Consider the following 20,918-nt stretch of genomic DNA (forward strand, 5'->3'; position numbering starts at 1 on the left):
TTGTTTTCCAGTCTATACAGGTCTGAAAAATAAAATTCAATATGTTAAGATATTAGGTTTACGAATGGCTTGCCATGTGGTATAGTATGCTTACAAGGAACATAACATGTTAAGTGGGGCGACCTGCGGAGTAGGAGGGAAATTAGTGGAAAACATTGTATTGATCAGTCATGGCGGCATGGCAGAAGGGGTCAAAAGCAGTCTGGAGATGATCGTAGGCCAGCAAGCAAACGTTCACACCGTTTCATTACGACCAGATAGTGACAATCTGCAATTTGAGAAAGAATTGAACGAGAAAATGAAAGCCCTTAACGGTTCAACATTGATTATTGCGGATTTATTAGGAGGAACCCCGTGCAACGTTGCAGTCAAGAATTATTTAGAGGATGACGAAGTGGCGATCTTCGCTGGAATGACATTGTCCGTAGTGATCGAGGCAGTCGTCAATCAACGAGCGACGATCAAAGAGCTGCTTTGCTTAGCCAAAGAAAACATCGTTGATGTCAAAGCAGGGATGAACCAAGCAGAACAAGAGATGTTAGAAGAAAAGCAAGAGGAATTAGGGGATTACAGTGCGTATGCTGGGCAAGAAAATATCGTCAATAGTCGAATCGATGAGCGCTTGATCCATGGACAAGTCGCCGGTATCTGGTCCACCAGTTTAAACACGCAACGGATCATCGTAGCCAATGATGAAGCCGCCGTAGACCCATTACAAAAATCTTCTTTACGAATGGCGGCGCCAACTTCGATGCGACTTTCCGTCCTTCCAGTGGCAACGGCAGCCAAAAATATTCGCGCCGGTCGTTATGGAAAACAACGGTTGTTTTTACTTTTCAAAAATCCCCAAGATGTTTTGCGTTATATTGAAGCAGATGGACCGATCAAAGCGATCAACGTCGGCAACATGAGCTACAAAGAAGGCGCACGGGAAGTGACCAAAAGCATTCAAGTACTGCCAGAAGAAGAGCCGATCTTTGAAGCGATCGCCGCAAAAGGCATCACCGTCACGGCACAGCTTGTACCCAATGAACCATCGATCGACTTTATGAAGAAATTACGAGGATAAACCAGGCAGGGATTGAATCGAGGAGAATATGTAGCGGAAGATTTGTCAAAAAACGAGTGTTTTTCACGATTTATCTGAGGCGACATAACGATCGATAACTAGCCAGTTAAGACTCGTTCATACAATTAGGAGGAAAATTCATGCATTTAGCAGCGTATCAAATCATTCTTATTACTGTTTATGCTTTTATTGCTATTAATGATTCACTTATTTCCAATACGTTGACCCAACCAGCGATCGCCGGAATGATTTCTGGAATGATCATGGGGGACTTAAAGACCGGTTTGATGGTCGGTGGGACCTTACAGTTGATGCGTTTGGGGATCGCCGCATTTGGTGGTGCATCCGTCCCGGATTATTTTACCGGCGCAGTACTGGGAACAGCGTTTGCCGTGATCTCAGGAAACGGCGCGGAATATGGCATCGGCTTAGCAGTTCCAGTGTCCTTGCTGATGCTGCAACTGGATGTCGTGGCTCGTTTTTGTAACGTATTTCTACTACACCGGATCGATAGAGCCATCGACAACATGCAAGTCAAACGAATCCCACGGTTAGTTTTATCGGGTTCTTTCTTATGGGGATTGTCACGGGCGATTCCGATTTTATTGATGCTTTTAGCTGGAGATGCAGTCGTTACGACGATTACCGATAACACGCCAGAATGGCTGATGACCGGACTAAAAACCGCTGGTGGCGTCTTGCCAGTCGTCGGGGTAGCGATCTTATTGCGCTACTTGCCAACAAAGCACTACATTCCTTATTTGTTATTAGGCTTCTTTTTAGCTGCGTATCTGCAAGTACCAATGCTCGGCGTTTCCATCATCGGACTTGTAGCAGCAATGTTAGTCTTTAAACGTGATAGCGAAAAAGGCACGGTTGCAACGGCAGCTGCCGGAGATTTTGAAGGAGGATATGATGGCGATGAGTGATCAAAAACTGACAAAAAAAGAGTTGAATACCATTAGCTGGCGTTATATTTTGGCAAGCCAATTAAACTGGAACTATGAGCGAATGATGAGTTCGGGCTACCTTTACGGCATCCTACCCGTCTTGAAAAAATTCTATGGCCATGATGAAACCCAGCTGCAAGATATGCTGCGGACCCACAATCAATTTTTCAATACCAATGCGATCTTTGGGAACTTGATCATGGGGATCGATGTCGCTATCGAAGAACAAGACGGACACAAAGCCAAAGAAACGATTATCGCCTTGAAAACGGCCTTGATGGGTTCCTTGGCCGGTGTCGGTGACTCCTTGTTCCACGTGATTTGGGGAACGATCTTTGGCTCTGTTGCTGGCACATTGGCGCAAAATGGTTCCGTCGTTGGTTGTGTCATCTGGATCATCGCCAACATCGCGTTACTTTTCGGTCGGGCAGCGTTGCTTCCCTTAGGTTACAAACAAGGGGTCAAATTAGTGACGACCTTGAAAGACAAATTATCTGCCTTCACTAATGCCGCAACCGTTTTAGGGGTCACAGTGATTGGTGCTTTGATTCCCTCTGTCGTTAAAGCGACCGTTCCTTTTGTCTATAAAAAAGACGGCGTCGAATTAGTGATCCAAGACACGTTGGATGCCATCTTGCCATCCCTTGTACCTATCTTGCTCGTCTTGCTGACCTACTGGATGCTAGGCCAAAAGAAACTAAATTCCACTCGAGTAATTTGGATCATCTTGATCTTGTCGATCGTTTTGAGTGCGTTTGGTATTTTGGGTTAGGAAAGAATCATGGTGTAAAAGGAAATGGGCAGCTGCTGTGATTGTTTTGTAAATCGTATAAGCAGTTAGGGTAGTCAACCTGTTTTCTTTTAAGAATAGCTGAAATCAATGGAAAAGAGTGCGGAAATGAATTTCTTCACTCTTTTCCTATCCCACGAAATGATAGCGCTATCTTTTGCGCGGGGAAATAGGAGGAGTAAAGGATGGAAAAAGGGAAAAAATATCTGTTGATCATGGGGTGTTTCTTGTTGCTGTATTCGGTAGTTGGCGCCTCTCGTCTTTCTGGAAATGCCGAGGAACAAATACCCGAATTACCGGAAGCAGAATCGATCTATCACTCGGATTTTTCTAACCAGAAAGGGTCTTGGCAAGATTTAGTCGGGAAAGCCGAAGTAGCACAAAATGCTACTGGTTTAATGATCAGTAATACGAAGCAAGGCACCAATCTGGAATCAGTAACGCTCAACAAAGATGCTCCCAAGCGGTCTTCAGGGGATTTTGAAACTACTTTCTTATATGAAGACCAAGCGAACATTGGGGTGGTCTTTCGCGCAGATGAACAAAAGACAGATCAGTGGCAATCGTTTGCTTATAATCGTGATGGGCAGTGGCAACTTGGTCAACCAGGTGGAAAATGGCTGACAGCTATTTCTGGACCTACTTTGATTGCGGGACAAAAATATAAACTCTTGCTTCAGTATGAGGGCTCGAGTTTTCGTGCCTTTTTAAATGATCAGCTATTTTATGAGAATCAAAAGGTAAACTATCCCAATGGTACGGCAATTGATGGGGACTGGTCCGGGTATGTGGGTATCCGTTTGTTTGGCAATTTATCTAAGCTGAAGGTATTATCGATGCGCAGCGGTCCTATCGGCAGCTTGCCCGTGGAAGATCATACAGCAGAATTTATGAAGCTGCAAGAAAAATGGCAAAATCAACTGGTTTCCGATCACTATGATCCAAATAATCCGACTATGGCTGATTACGTGCAGATGGTCACCTCAGAAGCTGAGGCGTTGTATCAAACCATAAATAAAGCATCTGATCGAACGAGCCTATGGCCCCTCGAACAAGGGAATACTGCTTCAGCGGATGTAACGACTCAATTTACAAAATTACAGAAAATGGCTTTAGCCTATGGCACGAAAGGTAGTTCTTTGTATCAAGATGATGCAGTGGCGACGACGATTATTGATGGGATAGATTTCATGGTCACTCGAAAAGGGTATGATGGGAAAAAGTACCATGGAAACTGGTGGGATTGGCAAATCGGTGTCCCGCAAAAACTGATCAGTACTTTAATGATTTTAGGCGCTGAGTTACCGTCCGAGAAATTACAGCAATACACTGCCATTATCAGCAGTTATGTACCAGATCCCTTCAAGCAATTGTATACGAAGACACAAGGCAGTTTTACTGAGCTTGCTTTTATTCCAAATTTTGTGACTTCTGGTGCTAATCGTACAGATCTCGCGCTTACTGTATTAGGCTTGGGCATTTTGCAAAGGGACGCTGGGAAAATCACCCAAGCTTCAGCAAGTATCGAAGAAGTATTTCAGTTAGTCACAAAAGGCGATGGTTTTTATAAAGATGGTTCCTTTATTCAGCATAATACGATCCCTTATACTGGTTCTTATGGAAATGTACTGATCAAGGGTGTGGGACAAATTCTAGCTATCACGCAAGGGTCAAGTTTTGAGATGGACGCTGATCTCGTACAAACGTTTGTTAAAAATGTTGATCAAGCATTCTTGCCGTTGATCTATCAAGGAGAAATGCTGCCGTTGGTCAATGGTCGTTCGATTTCAAGAGCTCCAGCCAAAACCAAAGCCGGCTATGGCTCATCAACAGTCTATAATTTGTTGATCGTATCCCAATTCGCACCAACCCAATACCAGCAAAAATTCCGTGAAGCTGCCAAGTATTGGCTCAAAGAAAATCCAGACTATTATTTGACGAATGCAAGAGACTTCAATGATTTACAAATGACAATGAATCTCTTGGCAGACCCATCGATTACAGGGGATGCATTACCTTTTACGGGAACAAAACTGTACGCTTCAATGGATCGCTTTGTTCAACGAACAACTGATTATATGGTGGGTTTAGGACTATATTCCAGTCGCATTTCTTCCTTTGAAGCTGGCAACAAGGAAAACAAGCGTGGGTGGCATACAGCAGACGGGATGCTCTACCTCTATAATGATGATCAAGTTCAATTCAATTCTAGCTATTGGCCGACCGTCGATCCATATCGCTTGCCAGGAACAACCGTGGACACCATACAATTAGCGGATGAAAATTCAGCTTTTACAACGGTAACGTCTCCAGAAAAGTGGGTAGGCGGTGTGGCTTATGATGGTGCAGCTGCGGTGGGAATGGCATTAAACAAAACGGGTACAAAAAATAACGGGAATGTTTTACCTATGAACGTGCGGGCAAAAAAATCGTGGTTTATCATTGATGGGCAGATTGTCGCTTTAGGTGCGGGAATCACTGGTGATACGACAGCTTCTATTGAGACGGTCGTGGATAATCGCTTACTAAACGATGCGTATACTTATCAAATCCTTTCTGATCAAGGAAGTATTGATCAGTTAAATGAAACAAGTAGCAAGCAGTGGTTGTTGTTAGACTCCGATCATTCCCAGGCCAATATCGGTTACTATTTTCCAGAAGAAACGACAGTAAACGTGGTAAGTGAAACACGAACAGGCAGCTATACAGAAATCAATGAGGCCTTTCCAAGTAATGCGGTTTATACCGGAGAATATCGAAAATTCTTGATCAATCATGGCAAAAATCCCATGGAGGATCATTATGCGTATGTCATGTTGCCAGGTATCAATGAAACAGAACTGACTGCCTATGCCCAAGAAGAACCGCTGGAGATTTTAGCCAATACCTCGGAAGTTCAAGCAGTAAAACTTGATCAAACTGACTATTTAGGTATCAATTTTTGGCAGAATGATGGAGGTAGTGTCGCCGATATTACTACTAACAAACCTCTTTCATTGATTAGAACAAGTAGAGAAGGCAAAACCATCTATGCCTTTTCTGATCCAACTCAAACAACGACGACCATGACCTTAAAATTGCCAAAAGACTACCAAAAAATCGTTTCTCAAAGCGATGGAATCAGTTATGATGCTTCGACGAATCTATTTACGGTAAACTTTGCGGAGCAAGACGGTGGAAATAAAGTGATTGTAGTCGAGTAAGGTGTTTCAATGCTATCTGTCTCATCATCAGCAGCTAGGGATCAATCTCTAGCTGTTTTTTGTCAGCTAGAAAATGATACGATGAAAGGCTAAACATAGACTTTTCTTTGACTATTAATTCCTTTAACTACTTTTCAAGGGCCGAGGTTTTGTCAAAAAAATCCTCACAGAAAATGCTGAAAACTTGCGCATTAGCATGAAACGTTTGCTAATTTTCTTCTTACTTAAAAGGCGTATGTTTGCCACTAAAGAATGTATCTAAGATTGCAAGCACACTTTTCCAAGATTGCAGTGGCAACTTTTCAAGTAAGAATTGGTAGCGAATTTATCCGAAGGCGCGGCGATTAACAATATACTCTTCTCCATCAATTTCAAAAAGATAATAGTGTTGACCATAAATAGAAACAATATCTTCAGTAACTGAAACAGTTCTATTCATAAGATTATTACTAGAAATTGTTCCTACATACGGATCTCTTGGGGACAGAGACAGTTTATACAAATTATAGTTACCTGTTATTTCAACTGTTTGATCGATGAAAGTAACGCCAGAAATTTTTCCAGCAGGAGAATCTAAAAAGATTGAGGCAATTTGATTAGAACGATGATTATTCAAATAATAGATTTTATCCCTATTATTAAGGATATTTAGTATCGCATATTTGTTGAATAATGGGACAGCAGGAAGTATCCCCTTAGAAATTGAGTCCGCCGTTTTTTGCGCTGCATCCAGCATCTCTTGATTGTTGCTAACCTGGGCATCATATAAATCAGCCATCACTGATCCATTGTCATGTTGGAGACCTAAAGTATGCCCCATTTCATGTCGGATAGTTGAAACCAGCTGTACGTAGCCTGAGGTTCCTTTTCCAGATGATGCGTCATTTAAAGCAGCTTTATTCAAAAATATTCTGTTCGTACTATTCCCCCAACCAAATCCGGAGTACCCCATATCTGCATAGGAATCGCCATCCGTTGATTGCAAAACTAAATCAACTTGGTTATCTGCTGCATTTACACTTGATTTTTCGACAATTACCGATCTCCCAATCGACTGATTCCATGATTGCGCAGCTTCATTGACAGCCTCTTGGTAGGTTTCTCCTAGTGAGTTTGAGTCGTAAATGATGGTACCGTATTCGTTAACACAAGTAGCTGTACCATACAATATTCCAGGATAGTAATAATCAACAATAGGCGTCTTCGCTATGTCGGCTGACTTTGCATCTACAGAAATTGTTCCTATAGAGTAAATTAATGCAATTAAAAATAACGAACGAATTCTTGAAAAATTTTTTTTCATTGTTTTCCACTCCTTAAACTTGTTGACTTGATTTCATACAGATAATTCCAAAAATCTTTTTCCCATCTATCTTGTATGGAAAGATGCTCCCAGGGCATCGAATTTTTTTCAAATTCAACGAAATGTCGAATCTTTATATTTTTTCTAGCTTTTTCAATTTTCAAAAATTTGAGTGGATTCACATTTTTTGCCCAATCAAATAACCAATGATCATCTTTCTGGTAATTGTATTCATAAGGCAACAACTCAACACTTCTCTCACAAAGAATGTTTAAAATGGTTTGATCTAAATACAAGTATTCATTCTTATTTATCATACGTACTATGGCTTCTGGTCGTATCTGTTCATTGAACACAACTACATTAAATAAAATAACTCCAGAATTGAAGTAATTCTTCATAGTTTTTACGCCAAAATATTTAAAGCTGTCCTCTGTATCACTTATAACTGAGAAGTAGAAGTCTCTAACTGCAGCAATTGATTTTTGATCAGGGATCAAATCAAAGAAATTGGATACGTCATCGTATACAATAGTGTCATTATCTAAATAGAGAATGTAATCATAATTGCTAAAATATGAAGGTAGAAATAATCTCCACAGAGTGACTTCAGGAAAACGCGAATTACTATAATTCTTTATTTCGTTTATTATTTTAGGTGGATACCAAATAGTAATAATTACATTTTTTTCTCCATATAATCTAGAAATACTTTTCAATTTCAGTATTTCTTCGTTCCCTAGTTCATTTACAACTACTAATATATCTAAAGGTTCATTCCCTTCATAAGTATTTACTATTGACGCAATGGATACTGCAGCTAATTGAATATGTGACCCCGTAACACAATAAACGACAGCTTTCTTCTTCATAGTTCATGTCCACCCTTTTTAGTGTTTTTTATTTTTTAATAAAAACCTTCTATAGAAACTTAGGCAATAAAAGCATTTAAGCTTATTTTATCGTATCTGATTTCCAATATGAGCGTTAGTCCCACTATTGGGATTAACGTAGTTAACGAGAATCAACAATTTCTTATCGTATTTTCCCAAAAGGGTTGTCAGATTAAGCCTAAATCAAAAATCCCGTCAGAGAAATCTGACGGGATTTTGGTGGTGAACCTAGGTAAAACAGGTCATTGTTATCCATTCCAAGTGAACTAAAAAACTGTTAAATCAATATTTCGCAACCAAGTGAGGTTGCTACTTTATTCCCACTCCACAGTAGCAGGTGGTTTACTCGTAATATCATACACGATCCGATTAACGTGTGCGACTTCGTTGACGATGCGGACGCTGATTTTTTGTAGGACTTCCCATGGGATGCGGGCAAAGTCAGCGGTCATGCCATCGATTGAAGTGACTGCACGAATGCCGACGGTATAATCGTAGGTCCGGCCATCACCCATGACACCGACGGAGCGGATGCCTGGTAAGACGGTGAAGTATTGCCAAATGTCGCGGTCTAAGCCGGCATTTGCGATTTCTTCCCGCAAGATTGCGTCCGAGTCGCGGACGATCGTTAGTTTTTCTTCTGTCAATTCGCCAAGGACACGAATACCTAGACCTGGTCCAGGGAATGGTTGGCGCCATACGATGCTGTCTGGCATGCCAAGTTGAGTCCCTAATTCACGGACTTCGTCTTTGAACAAGGTGTTCAATGGTTCGATCAATTTGAATTGCATGTCTTCAGGTAACCCACCCACATTGTGGTGTGATTTGATGGTTTGAGCAGTTTCGGTTCCTGATTCGATGACGTCGGTATAAAGGGTTCCTTGGGCAAGGAAAGAAACGCCTTCATCGCCAGCTAGTTTGGTTGCTTCATCATCGAAGACATACACGAATTCATTCCCGATGATCTTGCGTTTTTCTTCAGGATCAGAAACCCCAGCAAGTTTTGATAGGAAACGTTCTTTGGCATCAACTTTGATGATGTTCAAGCCGAATTTGCCACCTAAGCTTTCCATTACTTGCTCGGCTTCGCCTTTACGCAAGAGGCCGTGGTCAACAAAAATACAAGTCAGTTGATCGCCAATCGCTTTTTGTAAAAGAACACCAACGACAGAAGAATCGACCCCGCCGGAAAGACCAAGCAAGACTTTTTTGTCGCCCACTTGTTCGCGGATTTTTGCGATTTCCATATCAATGAAGTTATCCATTGTCCAATCACCTGTACATTGACAAACGTCAATGGCAAAGTGACGCAGTAAGTCGTTGCCGTATTCTGAATGGCGAACTTCTGCGTGGAATTGGATACCGTACATTTTGCGTTCTGCATCTTGGATAGAAGCAATCGGGCAATCTTTGCTCGTCGCCACAACATCAAAGCCTGCAGGTGCTTGAGTGACCAAGTCCCCGTGGCTCATCCACACGGTTTGGGTTGCGGGCGTGTTTTGGAAAAGGGCCGCTGCATCAGAAGTGACTTCCAATTCTGCTTTGCCGTATTCACGGTTTTTGGCAGGTTCAACTTTTCCGCCTAATTTATAAGTAATCAACTGCATGCCGTAACAGATCCCTAAAACTGGGATGCCTAAATCAAAAATTTTCTCGTCGATACCGAAAGAGTTCTCGTCGTAGACGCTGTTTGGTCCGCCAGATAAGATGATCCCTTTTGGATTCATCGCTTTTACTTCTTCAGCGGTAATGCGGTGGCTCAATAATTCTGAGAAAACACCGAACTCACGAATACGGCGTGTAATCAGCTGGTTATACTGACTACCGTAATCAAGTACGATAATTTTTTCGACGTTTGGCAAAGTGTCAACGTTTGTCACAATAAATTACCTCAATTCTTTTAGTTTTTATTGAAAAAAGGCTAGGCCTTTTCAACAGCATAATTATAAAAATGAAGCGGTCAATACTTGCGCAAGAACACTTCATCGATCAAATGGTGCTTTGTTTTATGAAGAATTATATCGGCTCTGCTGCGTGTAGGCAAGATATACTCGTGTAAATTCTTTAAATTCACATTTTTCCATACTTCTTTTGCCATTTTAATCGCTTCCTTGCGATCCCCGATCGCATATTGGTAATAATAATTGCTAGGGTCTTGAAAGGCAGTGTCTAGTAATGATTCAAATCGTTCCAAATACCATTTTTCAATCAGTACCGGTTGGGCGTCCACGAAAATTGAAAAATCAAAAAAGTCACTGATATAGATTTGTTGGTTGGCAGGTAGTTGCAGGGTATTGATGCCTTCCACGATCAAGATATCTGGTTGACTGATCGTTTCATACGTATCAGGAATAATATTGTAGACTTCATGGGAGTAGACGGGGATCTGGATGTCTGGTTCTCCTGATTTGACCGCATTCAAAAAGTTGATCAAGGCTTCCATGTCATAACTTTCTGGAAATCCTTTGCGATTCAAGCTGCCGCGTTCTTCCAAGACTTCGTTCGGATACAAAAAGCCGTCAGTGGTGATCAGTTGGACGGTTCTGCGGGGAAACAAACGGGCCAATAAATTTTGGACGAGCCGTGCGGTGGTACTCTTGCCGACGGCGACGCTTCCGGCGATGCCGATGATAAAAGGCGGCATTTTAACATAGCGGTGTAAAAAGAGTCCCTTGCTGAGGGTCAATGATTCAAACTCTTTCATATAAAGATGGATCAGATGGCATAAAGGCACGTAAACATCTTCCACATCTTGGACCGAGATCCGGTCGTTCAAACTTTTGATATTATCCAATTCTTCTTGAGTGAAAGGCATCATTCCGTTCGTATAAAACCCTTGCCATTGCTCACGAGGAATTTGATAAAAATTCATGGTTTCTTGCATAGTAGGCTCCTTTTTTGCGGCATCATCGGTTTCTCTTAGAAGCGATAGGCCACTGTTCGAAAGTATTTTACCATAGAAACCCGCTGAACTTGGAAAAAAGACATGATTTCCTTTGCAGAAACAACAAAAAACTGTTTTTTCGTTGTTTTTTTTGCTGGGCGTTTACTTCTGGCTGTTTTTCGGTATGATTAGAAAGAAACAGCAGACAAATCTTGCACGCCTTTTTACTGGTGTTTTCACTACGTTCATTCGTTCTAATAGAAGCAACAAGGAAAAAACCAGTAGAAGCCAGTAGAAAAAACAAGCGAAAAGGGAATAGAAGAAAGGAGCATAATCATGAGTAATCATTACTATACAGAAAATCCTGATATGGCCCATGATTTTGAACAGTGGTCGTTTGAATTAAGAGGAAAGAACTTTCATTTTGTGACAGATAGCGGGGTGTTTTCCCGAGACACGGTGGACTACGGCTCGCGGGTGCTGATCGATGCGTTTGAGTGGGCGGAGCTGCCAGAAGGAAGTCTGCTAGACGTTGGGTGTGGCTATGGTCCTGTTGGCTTAGCGTTGGCTTATGCAAGTCAGCGACCTGTCGAGATGATCGATATCAATCAACGGGCAGTGGATTTGGCAAAAGGCAATGCCCAGCGTAACGGCATTGAACAGGTAGATATCCATCAATCCAATATCTATGCCCAATTAAATCAACCTGCTTATGCGGCGATCCTCAGCAATCCGCCGATTCGGGCAGGAAAAGAAGTCGTTCATGAGATTTTGACGGGGGCGTTTCCGCTACTAAAAACAGGGGGAACTTTAACGATCGTGATCCAAAAGAAACAAGGGGCGCCGAGTGCTCAAAAGAAAATGCAAGAGACCTTTGGCAATGCCGCAATCATCAAAAAAGACAAAGGCTATTACATCATTCAAAGCGTAAAAGAAGCGTAGCTGCTCTTTGATTCTCAACAGATCAAAGGCATCGCCAAGGCAAGCGCTGGTTAGTGGCAACTGGGCAGTTGGTTTCTCAAAAAGCCTATTGCCAGCAGCCTTTCGGGCAATTGCAGCGTCGGTTAATCAGCTGTCTGTAACATCGGACTATTTTTGATCAACGAAAAAGAAAGTCGCACACTTGTTGAAAGTGTGCTATTTTTTTTGAGAAAAATTTGCTACACTTTAGGCAAGAGAGGAGAGAAGCAGATGAAATTGACGATTAAACAGATTGCTGAAATGGCTGGCGTCTCTGTCACGACCGTGTCGCAGATCCTAAACAATAAAGGCAGCCGTTTTAGTGAAGAAACCCGAAAGCGGGTCTTAGATATCGTAAATAAATATCACTATAAGCCGGATTTTTTTGCTTCGAATCTTATCAACCGCCATTCAAAAACGATCGGAATGATCGTGCCTGATGTGACGGATTTCTTTTTCTCTAAAGTCATTGAAGGGGCGGAAAGTTATTTCAATCCACTAGGTTACATGCTAGTGTTATGCAATTCGCGCCACAGCCAAGAAAAAGAGGTTCAATATTTGAATGAACTGTCTCATCGTTCGGTAGATGGCATCTTATTAGCGACGCCGCATTTACTGCCGGAGGATTATTCCTTGAAGAGCGGGTTCTTTGATGACCGACCAATTATTTTAGTCGATCGCGGGATCAATCAGCGGGACAATGGTCGTTTAATCGTGAAAGAATACGAAGGTGCCTACCAAGCCGTCAGTTATTTGATCAAAAACGGTCACCGCAACATTGCGATGCTCAAAGAAATCACCGGCTACTATCAATTAGAGGAACGGTTCAATGGCTATCGCCATGCCTTGAAGGACCATCAGATCCCTTTTAAAGGCCGATATGTAGAAAATGCTGAATTAACGGTTACCGGCGGGTACGAAGCAACGAAAGAATTATTGAAGTACAAAGAGATCACAGCGTTCTTCTGCGGCAACGACGCCATGGCGATCGGCTGTTATCAAGCGATTTATGAGGCGGGTAAAAAAGTACCAGAAGACTACTCGGTGATCGGCTTTGATGCCTTGAAATTATCGGAATACATCACACCACCGCTTACCACGGTCATGCAGCCGACCTTTGAGATCGGTTTTACCGCAGCGAAGTTTTTAGTGGACGCCATTGAGTTTCCGACACGGCGAATTCCAAATAAGATTTTTGATACAAAATTAATTATTCGTGAGAGCGTGAAGACATTGACAAGCGAGAAATAATGCGGTATATTTCTTCTTGTAAGTGTTTTCATAGTTTTGCGATATTTAGTAAACTGTTTTACTAAAGTGGTTTACCCTACGAAAAATTATTGTATAATGTTAAAGGAAGCGAGGGTCATTTCGATGCGAATGGTGGATTTAATTGAAAAGAAACGTGACGGCAAGTCATTGACGAAGGAAGAAATTGACTACATTGTAACTGCGTATACTGAAGGAAGTATTCCAGATTATCAAATGAGTGCCTTGTTGATGGCTATTTTTTATGTAGATATGACAGATGAAGAGATCACGAACTTAACGCTAGCAATGGCAAATTCTGGTGAAGTGATCGACCTATCCTCAATTGAAGGAATCAAAGTCGATAAGCATTCGACTGGTGGTGTTGGTGATACGACCACGTTGATCCTAGCGCCATTAGTGGCTAGTGTTGGCGTACCGGTTGCGAAAATGTCTGGCCGCGGCTTAGGCTATACCGGAGGGACGTTAGACAAGCTTGAAGCGATCCCTGGATTTAAAATCGAGCTTTCTGAAGCCGACTTTATCCGATTAGTCAACGAAAGTAAAGTGGCCGTGATCGGTCAATCAGGAGATTTAGCTCCTGCGGACAAAAAACTGTATGCCTTACGAGATGTGACGGCAACGGTTAGTTCGATCCCATTGATCGCCAGCTCGATCATGAGTAAAAAAATCGCGGCAGGTGCCGATGCGATCGTGTTAGATGTAACCACAGGCGATGGCGCCTTTATGAAAAACTTGGAGGATGCCAAACGCTTAGCCCAAACGATGGTCCGCATCGGAAAATTGGCAAATCGCCAAACGATGGCAGTCATTTCTGATATGTCACAACCTCTAGGGGAAGCGATCGGGAACAGTTTGGAAGTGGTGGAAGCTATTGAGACACTGCAAGGAAAAGGACCGAAAGACTTGGAAGAAATGTGCTATGCACTGGGCAGCCAAATGGTCGTTTTAGCGAAAAAAGCTGATTCATTGGAAGAAGCACGCCAACTGTTGGAAGAAGCCTTGCATTCAGGCAAAGCGTTAGAAAAATTCAGACAGATGATCATAGATCAAGGCGGAGACGCTTCAGTGATCGATGACCCGAGCAAGATTTTGACAGCAAAATATGAAGTTGAGGTCCCAGCGAAAACTAGCGGCGTGGTGACGAAATTAGTTGCCAATGAGCTAGGGATCGCGGCGATGATGTTAGGGGCAGGTCGTAAGACCAAAGACGAAGACATCGACCATGCAGTGGGCATCAAATTGCATAAGAAAGTTGGCGAATCCGTAACTGAAGGGGAATCGCTATTGACGATCTATAGCAATACCGAAGCAATCGAGGATGTCAAAGCATTGATCGACCAAAATATTGAAATTGGGGAAGATGGCGCAGAACCGCCATTGATCCATGACATTATTACAGAATAAGGAGCGAATAAAAATGGAATTGAATCGCATGATCGACCACACGATTTTGAAAGCAGACGCAACGGAGGAAGATGTTTTACGAATCATCGAAGAGGCAAAAACCTATCACTTCTATTCTGTCTGCATCAATCCAACGTGGGTTTCATTAGCAGCAGAAAAATTACAAGGCGAACCAACGGCTGTTTGTACCGTGATCGGTTTTCCTTTAGGGGCAAACACATCTGAGGTCAAAGCTTATGAAACAACAGATGCGATCAAAAACGGCGCAGATGAAGTCGATATGGTAATCAACGTAGGTGCCTTGAAATCAAAACAATACAAAAAAGTTCAAGCAGACATCGAAGCAGTCGTTGAAGCAGCCAAAGACAAAGCGCTTGTCAAAGTAATCATTGAAACAGCGTTATTAGACAACGAAGAAATCGTCAAAGCCTGTGAATTAGCCAAAGCAGCCGGTGCAGATTTCGTGAAAACCTCAACTGGCTTTTCAACTGGTGGGGCAGTCATTGAAGATGTTCGCTTGATGCGTGAAACTGTAGGACCAGAAATGGGTGTCAAAGCTTCCGGTGGTATCCACAACGAAGCAGAAGCGGCAGCTATGGTCGAAGCGGGGGCAAATCGCTTAGGAACAAGCGCAAGTGTTGCCATCGTGACTGGCTCAACAGGTGCTGGCTATTAAGCCTAGCATTAAGTAAAGTAGCAAAAATTAAAAACAAGAGCGGGGAAGACAATGACAATAGCGAAAAAAGAGTGGATCGACACCGCCGTTTCCGCCTTAGATAAAGCGTATGTGCCGTACTCTAAGTTTCCGGTCGGTGCTTGTCTCGTTGCCAAAAATGGGACGATATATCAAGGGATCAACATTGAAAATGCCTCATATGGCTTAACAAATTGCGCAGAACGAACGGCTTTTTTCAAAGCCGTTTCTGAAGGCGAAAAAGAGTTTCAACATTTGGTTGTGGCGGGTCATACGCCAGAACCGATCTCTCCTTGCGGTGCTTGCCGCCAGGTCATGGTGGAATTTTGTGCGCCAGATATGCCGGTGACCTTAGTCGGCGATGATGGTGTCATCAAAGAAACCACGGTAGAAGGCCTATTGCCTTATTACTTTACGAACAAAGATTTATAAACCATGTTCATTCAGTCGATGCGGCTGTTGAAAAAAACTATATTTTTAGGGGGCTTTACAGCAATGAAAAAAGCAAAATTATTTAGTTTAGGTATTGTTGCAGTAGCTGGGTTGACTTTACTTGGTGCTTGTGGCGGAGGAAATTCAGGTTCAACTGATTCAACTGGTGGCGGTTCTGCAGACGGTACGACTGATGCAGCGCATAGTGTCGCAATCGTTACCGATATCGGCGGGGTGGATGACCGTTCATTCAACCAATCCGCATGGGAAGGCTTAGAAGCATGGGGGGAAGAACACGGGATCGCTCGCGGTGCTGGTGGTTATGACTACGTGCAATCAAATGAAGCATCAGAATACACAACAAACGTAAATGGTGCCGTTCAAAATGGTTTCAAAACGATTTTCGGTGTGGGTTACTTATTGAAAGATTCAATCGCAGCAGCAGCTGACCAAAACCCTGATACACAATTCGGGATCATCGATGATGTGATCGAAGGCAAAGACAACGTTGTTTCAGCAACATTTAAAGATAATGAAGCAGCTTACTTAGCTGGTTATGCTGCAGCTTATACAACCAAAACAAACAAAGTCGGCTTCATCGGTGGTGAAGAAGGCGTCGTTATCGACCGTTTCGAAGCTGGTTTCACAAAGGGTGTTCAAGACGCAGCTGAAAAACTAGGCAAAGAAATTACCATTGATTCTCAATATGCAGCATCATTTGGTGATCCTGCCAAAGGAAAAGCATTGGCAGCTTCAATGTATCAAGGCGGCGCTGACGTAATCTTCCACGCATCTGGCGGTACTGGTGCAGGTGTCTTCCAGGAAGCAAAAGCAATCAACGAACAATTGAACGAAGCAGACCTAGAAGACAAAAAAGTTTGGGTCATCGGTGTGGATAGCGATCAACAAGACGAAGGAAAATTCACAACTGCTGACGGCAAAGAAGATAACTTCACACTGGCTTCAACATTGAAAGGTGTTGGCGCAGCGGTACAAGATATCTCAACTCGTGCGTTAGAAGATAACTTCCCTGGCGGCGAACACATTGTTTACGGCTTGAAAGATGGCGGTGTAGACATTACTGAAGGGTTCCTTTCAGATGATGCCAAAGCAGCGATCGAAACAGCGAAACAAGACGTGATCGACGGCAAAGTAGAAGTACCAGAAACACCTGAAAAATAAAGTGGTTCTTTTCGGTTATCTTGCCCTAGCCTAGGGCAAGATGATCGTTGTTGGATTACTATGTTGATGAAAGCTACGGGTTTTCATGAGGATAGTAATCATCCTAAGCAATAGCAATTATTTTTTTGACATGACGAATGGTTTGTATAAGCGAATTAGAAAGTAAGGATGTGAGTAATTTGGCTGAGGAAAAATATGTTGTAGAAATGCGTCATATCACCAAAGAGTTTGGAACGTTCAAAGCCAATGACGATGTCAACTTGCAAGTAAGGCCAGGAGAAATCCACGCATTGCTTGGTGAAAATGGAGCGGGCAAGTCGACCTTGATGAATATGCTGTCAGGATTATTGGAACCAACATCTGGTGAAATCTGGATGAATGGTGAAAAAGTGAATATCACGAGTCCGACCGCAGCAAACAAATTGGGGATCGGGATGGTGCATCAGCATTTCATGCTGGTAGACGCCTTTACTGTAACAGAAAATATCATTTTGGGGAGCGAACCCCATCATCTCGGTGTGTTAGATCGCAAGAAAGCCCGCAAAGAAATCAAAAAAGTTTCTGAACAATATGGTTTATCGGTTGATCCAGATGCCTATGTGCGTGACATCTCTGTTGGGATGGAACAACGGGTAGAGATCTTGAAGACTCTTTACCGCGGCGCAGATGTACTGATTTTTGATGAACCAACGGCAGTTTTGACACCGCAAGAAATCGAAGAACTGATCGAGATCATGCGCGGATTGGTGCGTGAAGGGAAATCGATCATCTTGATCACCCACAAACTGGATGAGATCAAAGCGGTGGCAGACCGTTGTACAGTTATCCGTCGGGGGCAAGGGATCGGCACTGTCAATGTCAAAGACGTCAGCTCCCAACAGTTGGCCGATATGATGGTTGGTCGTTCTGTGTCCTTCAAGACACCGAAGAAAGAGGCGTCACCAAAAGAAGTCGTGCTTTCTGTTGAAAACTTAGTCGTAAAAGAAAACCGTGGCTTAGAAGCAGTCAAAAACTTAAGCTTAGAAGTACGTGCAGGTGAAGTATTGGGGATTGCTGGTATTGATGGCAATGGGCAATCAGAGCTGTTACAAGCCATCACTGGTTTACGGAAAGTCGAAAGTGGCAAGGTCTTGCTGAATGGCGATGACATCACCAACTTCAAGCCTCGGAAAGTCACCGAAGCCGGCGTTGGTCATGTGCCAGAAGACCGCCATAAATACGGGCTTGTCTTGGATATGATGTTATCAGAAAACATCGCCTTACAAACCTACTACAAAAAACCTTTGAGTAATGCAGGTGTCTTAGATTATGGAGAAATCAACGAGTTTGCTCGTGACTTGATTCAAGAATTTGACGTACGAACAGTCAATGAGATCGTACCGGCACGGGCATTGTCCGGCGGGAATCAACAAAAAGCGATTATCGCACGAGAAATCAGCCGCGATCCTGATCTATTGATCGTTGCCAATCCGACCCGTGGGTTGGATGTCGGAGCGATCGAATTTATCCACAAACGCTTGATTGAACAACGGGATAAGTTCAAAGCTGTTTTATTAGTCAGCTTTGAATTAGATGAAATTTTGAATGTATCAGACCGCATTGCTGTTATTCATGCTGGTGAGATCGTTGGGGTCGTTGATCCGAAAGAAACATCAGAGAAAGAGCTTGGCTTGTTGATGGCAGGGTACTCCTTGGAGGAAGCAAGACGAGAGCTGCAAATGGAGGAAGTAGGTGGTTCGGTTGAATAACCGCAAAGAAAAGATCCGCAATATATTAGTGCCGATCATCGCTGTCTTGTTGGGATTCGTCCTTGGCGGAATCATCATGGCGGCCTTCGGCTACAGCCCGATCACAGGGTATACACAAATGTTCCGGACCGTTTTTATCAACGGACAAACAGGTGGGTTAAATGCCCGCAACATTGGTGAGATTTTTGTTACAGCAGGACCCTTGATCTTTACTGCTCTGGGATTTGCCGTTGCAAACTCAGCAGGATTCTTCAATATCGGTCTTTCTGGTCAAGCGCTAGCAGGTTGGGTTGCCAGTATCTGGGTCGCACTGGCGATGCCGGATGCGCCTCGGTTGGTGGTCTTGCCATTAGCCGTGATCGTAGGGGCTTTATGCGGGGCGATCGCAGCTGCGATTCCTGGTTTCCTACGGGCATTCTTTGGAACAAGTGAAGTCATCGTGACGATCATGATGAACTATATCTTGCTTTATACGGGGAACCATTTAGTCAATAATGTGATGAGTGAATCCATGATCACGACAAAAGGGGTCACGAAAATGGTGGGGGAAAATGCCTCCATGCAGACGCCGTTTCTAGCAAGCATCACGAGCAACTCTCGCTTGAACTTAGGGATCTTCTTAGCCTTGATCTTCTTAGTTTTGGTTTGGTTCTTGATGAAAAAAACCACTCTTGGTTATGAGATCCGCGCGGTGGGCTTGAACCCAAGCGCTTCTGAATATGCTGGGATGAGCAGCAAACGGACGATCGTTATCTCCATGATCATCTCTGGGACACTTGCCGGATTAGGTGGAGTTGTTCAAGGACTAGGAACGTTTGAAAACTTCTTCGTTCAAGGGTCATCATTAAGCATCGGGTTTGACGGTATGGCTGTATCCTTGTTAGGAAGCGGCTCATCGATCGGAATCTTGCTTTCAGCCCTCTTGTTCAGTATTTTGAAATTAGGTGGACAAGGCATGCAGTTTGCAGGTATTCCATCTGAATTAGTTGATGTTAATATCGCAATTATTATTTTCTTCGTAGCGATCAGTTTTGTGATTCGTTTCTTGTTGGCAAAAATCTTTGACGGCAAAAAAGAAGCGCTGGTCGTACAGGAGATTGAAGCCCAACCAAACGATCAAGATCAGGAAGGAGGAACCATCTAATGGATATTAGTTTAATTTCTTCGATCGTCACTCAAACATTGATTTATGCGTCTCCTCTGATTTTGACGGCGCTAGGTGGCGTGTTCTCAGAGCGAAGCGGGATCGTTAACGTGGGTCTTGAAGGAATCATGGTTATGGGTGCTTTTAGCTCGATTGTTTTCAATATTGAATTTGCGTCACAATTTGGTGCGTGGACACCGTGGTTAGGGATGCTCGTCGGCGGACTTGTCGGTGTGGTTTTCTCCTTGCTGCATGCGGTGGCAACCATCAACTTCCGTGCAGACCACATCATCAGTGGTACGGTGATGAACTTGATGGCACCAGCTTTGGCCGTGTTCTTAGTTAAAGCGATCTACAACAAAGGGCAAACCGATAACATCCAACGGACATTGGGGTATTTCAATTTCCCGATTCTTAAAGATATTCCTATCATTGGCCCGATTTTCTTTAATCAAACGTTCTTACCGGCGTACTTCGCTATTTTGATCTCAGTGATCGCGTGGTTCGTGATTTTCAAAACACGCTTTGGGTTGCGTCTTCGTTCTGTCGGTGAGCATCCTCAAGCAGCTGATACCTTAGGGATCAATGTTTACGTGATGCGTTACTCAGGCGTCTTGATCTCTGGATTCCTTGGTGGGATGGGCGGTGCCTTGTTTGCTCAATCGATCGCGGGTCGCTTTGCTGTGACAACGATCGCCGGTCAAGGGTTTATCTCGATGGCTGCGATGATCTTTGGTAAATGGAATCCACTTGGTGCGATGGGCGCAGCGATTTTCTTCGGTTTCGCGCAAAACATCAGTATCGTAGGTGGCCAGCTGCCAATCATCTCTTCCATTCCAGCAGTTTACTTACAAGCTGCGCCTTATGCCTTGACGATCATCGTGCTCGTTCTTTTCCTTGGAAAAGCTGCTGGTCCGAAAGCTAACGGGAAGAACTACATTAAATCTAAATAATTTTTTCAGTATGAAAGGGTGGGGCTATGGGACATGA

General features: G+C 43.3%; 17 protein-coding genes. 13 read left to right on the plus strand and 4 right to left on the minus strand.

The window, feature by feature from the left end:
- Positions 1 to 106: 106 nt before the first annotated feature.
- From IGJ26_RS01115 to IGJ26_RS01130, 4 genes are all read left to right on the plus strand, one after another.
- Positions 107 to 1,069 (plus strand): PTS mannose/fructose/sorbose transporter subunit IIAB, encoded by a 963-nt coding sequence (locus tag IGJ26_RS01115; RefSeq protein WP_016611516.1) that lies wholly within the window; start codon positions 107 to 109, stop codon positions 1,067 to 1,069.
- Between the two features lie 140 nt (positions 1,070 to 1,209).
- Positions 1,210 to 1,998, plus strand: a complete 789-nt coding sequence (locus tag IGJ26_RS01120; RefSeq protein WP_005226797.1) for a PTS mannose/fructose/sorbose/N-acetylgalactosamine transporter subunit IIC — start codon at positions 1,210 to 1,212, stop codon at positions 1,996 to 1,998.
- On the plus strand, positions 1,982 to 2,791 hold the full coding sequence (locus IGJ26_RS01125; RefSeq protein WP_005226799.1) for a PTS system mannose/fructose/sorbose family transporter subunit IID: 810 nt from the start codon (positions 1,982 to 1,984) through the stop codon (positions 2,789 to 2,791). The genes IGJ26_RS01120 and IGJ26_RS01125 overlap by 17 nt, the downstream gene beginning before the upstream one ends.
- A 203-nt stretch (positions 2,792 to 2,994) precedes the next feature.
- Positions 2,995 to 6,012: a polysaccharide lyase 8 family protein gene (locus IGJ26_RS01130; RefSeq protein ID WP_086332895.1), complete on the plus strand. Its 3,018-nt coding sequence runs from the start codon at positions 2,995 to 2,997 to the stop codon at positions 6,010 to 6,012.
- A 325-nt stretch (positions 6,013 to 6,337) separates the two neighbouring features.
- Here IGJ26_RS01130 and IGJ26_RS01135 read toward each other — a convergent pair whose 3' ends face one another.
- The 4 genes from IGJ26_RS01135 to coaA all read right to left on the minus strand — a co-directional run bounded on the left by IGJ26_RS01135 (position 6,338) and on the right by coaA (position 11,092).
- Positions 6,338 to 7,315: a matrixin family metalloprotease gene (locus IGJ26_RS01135; protein WP_005232595.1), complete on the minus strand. Its 978-nt coding sequence runs from the start codon at positions 7,313 to 7,315 to the stop codon at positions 6,338 to 6,340.
- Positions 7,312 to 8,187: a glycosyltransferase gene (locus IGJ26_RS01140; protein ID WP_016611513.1), complete on the minus strand. Its 876-nt coding sequence runs from the start codon at positions 8,185 to 8,187 to the stop codon at positions 7,312 to 7,314. Before IGJ26_RS01140 ends, IGJ26_RS01135 begins: the two co-directional genes overlap by 4 nt.
- Positions 8,188 to 8,522: 335 nt before the next feature.
- The gene (gene guaA / locus IGJ26_RS01145; protein ID WP_016611511.1) at positions 8,523 to 10,088 is read right to left on the minus strand and encodes a glutamine-hydrolyzing GMP synthase; all 1,566 of its coding nucleotides are present in this window, start codon (positions 10,086 to 10,088) and stop codon (positions 8,523 to 8,525) included.
- An 80-nt stretch (positions 10,089 to 10,168) separates the two neighbouring features.
- Positions 10,169 to 11,092, minus strand: a complete 924-nt coding sequence (gene coaA / locus IGJ26_RS01150) for a type I pantothenate kinase (protein WP_016611510.1) — start codon at positions 11,090 to 11,092, stop codon at positions 10,169 to 10,171.
- A gap of 336 nt (positions 11,093 to 11,428) precedes the next feature.
- On the opposite strand from coaA, the gene IGJ26_RS01155 reads away from it, so the two are divergent.
- From IGJ26_RS01155 to IGJ26_RS01195, 9 genes are all read left to right on the plus strand, one after another.
- On the plus strand, positions 11,429 to 12,034 hold the full coding sequence (locus IGJ26_RS01155; protein WP_430599802.1) for a class I SAM-dependent methyltransferase: 606 nt from the start codon (positions 11,429 to 11,431) through the stop codon (positions 12,032 to 12,034).
- 249 nt (positions 12,035 to 12,283) lie between these two features.
- Entirely contained in the window at positions 12,284 to 13,303 is a 1,020-nt protein-coding gene (locus tag IGJ26_RS01160; RefSeq protein ID WP_005226832.1) for a LacI family DNA-binding transcriptional regulator, read from the plus strand.
- A 123-nt stretch (positions 13,304 to 13,426) separates the two neighbouring features.
- Positions 13,427 to 14,728 carry a pyrimidine-nucleoside phosphorylase gene (locus IGJ26_RS01165; protein WP_042890150.1) on the plus strand — a complete coding sequence of 434 codons (1,302 nt, stop codon included), beginning with the start codon at positions 13,427 to 13,429 and terminating at the stop codon, positions 14,726 to 14,728.
- A gap of 13 nt (positions 14,729 to 14,741) precedes the next feature.
- Complete coding sequence (gene deoC, locus IGJ26_RS01170; protein WP_008376411.1) at positions 14,742 to 15,404, plus strand: deoxyribose-phosphate aldolase; 663 nt, start codon at positions 14,742 to 14,744, stop codon at positions 15,402 to 15,404.
- A 51-nt stretch (positions 15,405 to 15,455) separates the two neighbouring features.
- The gene (locus IGJ26_RS01175) at positions 15,456 to 15,854 is read left to right on the plus strand and encodes a cytidine deaminase (RefSeq protein ID WP_005226837.1); all 399 of its coding nucleotides are present in this window, start codon (positions 15,456 to 15,458) and stop codon (positions 15,852 to 15,854) included.
- A 63-nt stretch (positions 15,855 to 15,917) separates the two neighbouring features.
- A complete protein-coding gene (locus IGJ26_RS01180; RefSeq protein ID WP_034872080.1) occupies positions 15,918 to 17,036 on the plus strand; it encodes a BMP family lipoprotein in 1,119 nt (372 codons plus the stop codon).
- A gap of 137 nt (positions 17,037 to 17,173) precedes the next feature.
- On the plus strand, positions 17,174 to 18,784 hold the full coding sequence (locus tag IGJ26_RS01185; protein ID WP_005232559.1) for an ABC transporter ATP-binding protein: 1,611 nt from the start codon (positions 17,174 to 17,176) through the stop codon (positions 18,782 to 18,784).
- The gene (locus IGJ26_RS01190) at positions 18,777 to 19,928 is read left to right on the plus strand and encodes an ABC transporter permease (RefSeq protein WP_430600002.1); all 1,152 of its coding nucleotides are present in this window, start codon (positions 18,777 to 18,779) and stop codon (positions 19,926 to 19,928) included. The genes IGJ26_RS01185 and IGJ26_RS01190 overlap by 8 nt, the downstream gene beginning before the upstream one ends.
- Entirely contained in the window at positions 19,928 to 20,881 is a 954-nt protein-coding gene (locus IGJ26_RS01195; protein ID WP_005232556.1) for an ABC transporter permease, read from the plus strand. Before IGJ26_RS01190 ends, IGJ26_RS01195 begins: the two co-directional genes overlap by 1 nt.
- Positions 20,882 to 20,918: the final 37 nt, after the last annotated feature.

The sequence above is a fragment of the Enterococcus sp. AZ095a genome, from assembly GCF_050546735.1.
GTDB lineage: Bacteria > Bacillota > Bacilli > Lactobacillales > Enterococcaceae > Enterococcus_D > Enterococcus_D entomosocium.